5 protein-coding genes are annotated in these 2923 nt (G+C 46.0%); 3 read left to right on the top strand and 2 right to left on the bottom strand.

Going from position 1 to position 2923, the window contains the following annotated elements; translation table 11 throughout:
* A partial coding sequence (locus QXE01_12455) for an adenylate kinase (protein MEM4972049.1) occupies window positions 1–518 on the bottom strand: 518 nt, incomplete at its 3' end.
* Window positions 519–702: 184 nt separating this feature from the next.
* On the opposite strand from QXE01_12455, the gene QXE01_12450 reads away from it, so the two are divergent.
* Window positions 703–906, top strand: coding sequence for a hypothetical protein (locus QXE01_12450; protein MEM4972048.1), 204 nt, complete (start codon window positions 703–705; stop codon window positions 904–906).
* Here QXE01_12450 and QXE01_12445 read toward each other — a convergent pair.
* The gene (locus QXE01_12445; protein ID MEM4972047.1) at window positions 903–1439 is read right to left on the bottom strand and encodes a MogA/MoaB family molybdenum cofactor biosynthesis protein; all 537 of its coding nucleotides are present in this window, start codon (window positions 1437–1439) and stop codon (window positions 903–905) included. The two genes, QXE01_12450 and QXE01_12445, sit on opposite strands and share 4 nt — an antisense overlap.
* Window positions 1440–1916: 477 nt before the next feature.
* On the opposite strand from QXE01_12445, the gene QXE01_12440 reads away from it, so the two are divergent.
* Window positions 1917–2657: an enoyl-CoA hydratase/isomerase family protein gene (locus tag QXE01_12440; protein ID MEM4972046.1), complete on the top strand. Its 741-nt coding sequence runs from the start codon at window positions 1917–1919 to the stop codon at window positions 2655–2657.
* Between the two features lie 21 nt (window positions 2658–2678).
* A partial coding sequence (locus QXE01_12435; GenBank protein ID MEM4972045.1) for a hypothetical protein occupies window positions 2679–2923 on the top strand: 245 nt, incomplete at its 3' end.

Here is a 2923-nt window from a genome sequence, read left to right as displayed (position 1 = left end):
GCTACCACTAGTGCTTCCATCCTATTCATTCTAGTCATCTCCTCTATGATCTTTGGATCTGAGTAGTCAGCCCTCCTCCTACTAGGATCCCTAGCCTGCCTCGCAATAATCTCCTCCGGCGATGCCTCTATAACTATTATCGTATCCGGCTTCAGCTCCTGAGCAACATGGAGAGGTATCCCAGGCCAATACCCCGTCGGGGTTCTTATTAGGAGATGTGTATCGACTATTAAAACACCCTTGGATCCTAGGAGCTCTTCTGAGGCACTCTTTATCATCATCCTCGCAGCCTCAGCCTGGTTCTCAACCTGGATCCTTATCGGCAGCCTTCTAATCTCATCCCTATCCCTCACAGCCCCTATCGAGACGAGTCTTTTTAGCATATAATCACCATAGTTGAGCACCAAAGCCCTATAACCCTTCTCCCTAAGCATTTTAGTAGAGAGATCTATCAGGGTTGTCTTCCCAACACCGGGGATCCCAACCACGATAGCCACTGGGAATGGGTGTCTCAGCATGAAGACCCCAAGAGAGTTGGGGTTTTAATTATTATAAGCATAACCGTGATATAGTCTGGCCTCTTCCCATCCTAGAAGGCGGGTCTATAGCTTTAACGAGATCCATGTGGAGCTTAACGATATCGGGATATGTTGATCATGCGCTAGGTATCTACCTTAATACCTCTCTCCTAAAAACACATAGTTGGATGGGACTACGGGGCAGGATAGCCAGTCAGCAGGGGATCGGGGAGGGGGGTTTGAGGGATGTTTAGAGGCAGAGGTATATATATCTGGTAGAATGGCTATGATAACTACTAGAGATGGGAAGAGAGCTGTTGTACCTCTAAGGATACTCTGTGATATGGCTAGGAGGTTTGGTATATGCTATAAAAACTATAAGTGCTAGCTCCTAGCTAGATAAAGTATATGGGGTATCTCTGGTAGGACTAGCTCAAGACCTGTTTTAACAGCGTCCGGAGATCCTGGAAGGGCTACTATAAGCTTGCCCTTGGAAACACCTGCCAATGCCCTTGAGAGCATGGCTGAAGCACCTATCCTCTGGTAGCTAAGGAATCTGAAGATCTCGCCGAAACCCTCGATCTCCTTCTCGAGAAGGGGTCTTATAGCCTCTATAGTAGTATCTGTCCTAGAGATCCCAGTACCCCCAGTAGCTATTATAACATCTACATCCCCCCTATCGAGTAGCTCTCCAACAATCTTCATAATAGCCTCCCTATCATCATTAATCAAAGCCCTACCCACCACCCTATGACCAGCATTGGTAACAATAGAGACAATGAGATCCCCAGACTCATCAGTATATACCTCCCCCCTCTTCATAGCCATATATCTAGAGGTGCTTATAGTCAGCACAAATACACCCACACTCTTAGGCCCCCTCTCCCTATGGATCTCATGTGGATGCCTCAGAATACTCACCAAATATAGATTCAGAGCAAGATATTAAATAGGATCATAGGATAAGCTCTCAACCAATTGCTACACAATTGAAAAGTGATCTCTATAGGATCTAGCACCTCAATAAATATGATCTAGAAATATTATTGTAAGGATCCTGCTAACAGGGTGGCCGAGCATTCACTAAAACATAAAAAGCCTCGTAGATCTCCCAGCACTAGCCACATTACTCAACGCGGATAGATAAAGGAAGCAATCCCCCTTCCCATCATGAGATCCTCTCAGCCTTTCTTCTCTATACACAGCCGTGTTTAAGGCTTTTATACCTAGGGTTTTAAGTGGGAACTATACAATTGGGTTAGCTAAGTGTGAGCTAGGTGCCAATGGGTCTGATTGTGATGATTCTACTTTCGAAGTAGCTATGGTAGCTATGAAGTAGATGGCGAGGATCATATGTTTTAATATAGTTTCTATGTGGAACTGGTGTTGGTGGTCTAAATGGCTGTTAAGAGCTATGTTGATGATTCTGGGGTTATGTGGGCTAGGATTAGCAGGGTTGAGAGGAGGAATGCGTGGAGCTCTGAGGTTTCTAAGGGGTTTATAGATCTTGTTGAGAGGATATCCAGGGATCGGGGGGTTATAGGCTTGGTAGTTACGGGTGAGGGTGATTATTTCTCGGCGGGGGTGGATCTAAAGGAGATCTTGGAGGCTACGGATGTGAAAAGGGTTGAGGAGATCTTCAGCCTGGCTAGAAGAGCCTTTGAGGGTATAGCTATGCTTGAGAAGCCTGTGGTGGTTGCGTTAAACGGCCCTGCATTTGGCATAGCTGTTGAGCTACTCCATATAGTGGATTATGTGATAGCCTCTAGAAGGGCTAGCCTTGCGATAACAGGCGCTAGACTAGGTCTTATACCACCTCTAACACCTCTAACTGGGTGGAGGAATATCGGGGTTAGAAGGGCTACTTATCTAGCTATAAGCGGCAGATCTATATCTGCTGATGAAGCACTCTCCATGGGTCTTGTGGATGAGGTTGTTGATCAAGAGCTCCTGGAGAGAAGATCTAGAGAGGTTGTGAGGGAAATAGCATCATCAGACCCAGATGCTGTAGCATCGATTAAAAGGGCTATAGCTGTTGAGAAGCTTAGATATATAGAGGAGGGGTTCAAGCTAATAGCAGAGTCTGCTATGAGGGAGGAGACTAGAAGAAGGATCAAGGAGTTTCTATCGAGGAGATAGCTGGAAAACATCGAGGATCCCTTGGATATGCAGAGCACCATTGATATATACCTCCTAATACTCCTAGCCCCACTAGCTATAGTAGCATATCTATTGATACCCATGATATGGGGAGCCGGCTATGCCCCATCACCCAAGAAGGAGGTTGCCGAGGTGCTCAGATATGTCGTTGAGAAATATCTAGCTGGAAGAGAGGATCTAGAGATCATAGACCTAGGCTCAGGCTTCGGAGGGGTATGCTTCAAAGCACTAGAGATACTCCCCAA

The sequence above is a fragment of the Sulfolobales archaeon genome (genome assembly GCA_038897115.1).
In the GTDB taxonomy this organism is placed as follows: domain Archaea; phylum Thermoproteota; class Thermoprotei_A; order Sulfolobales; family AG1; genus AG1.
This window is presented reverse-complemented; position numbering and strand designations above follow the sequence as displayed.

Coding starts and splice junctions, on each gene's coding strand:
- QXE01_12440 (MEM4972046.1), top strand. CDS start 1,917: ATGGCTGTTAAGAGCTATGTTGATGATTCTGGGGTTATGTGGGCTAGG.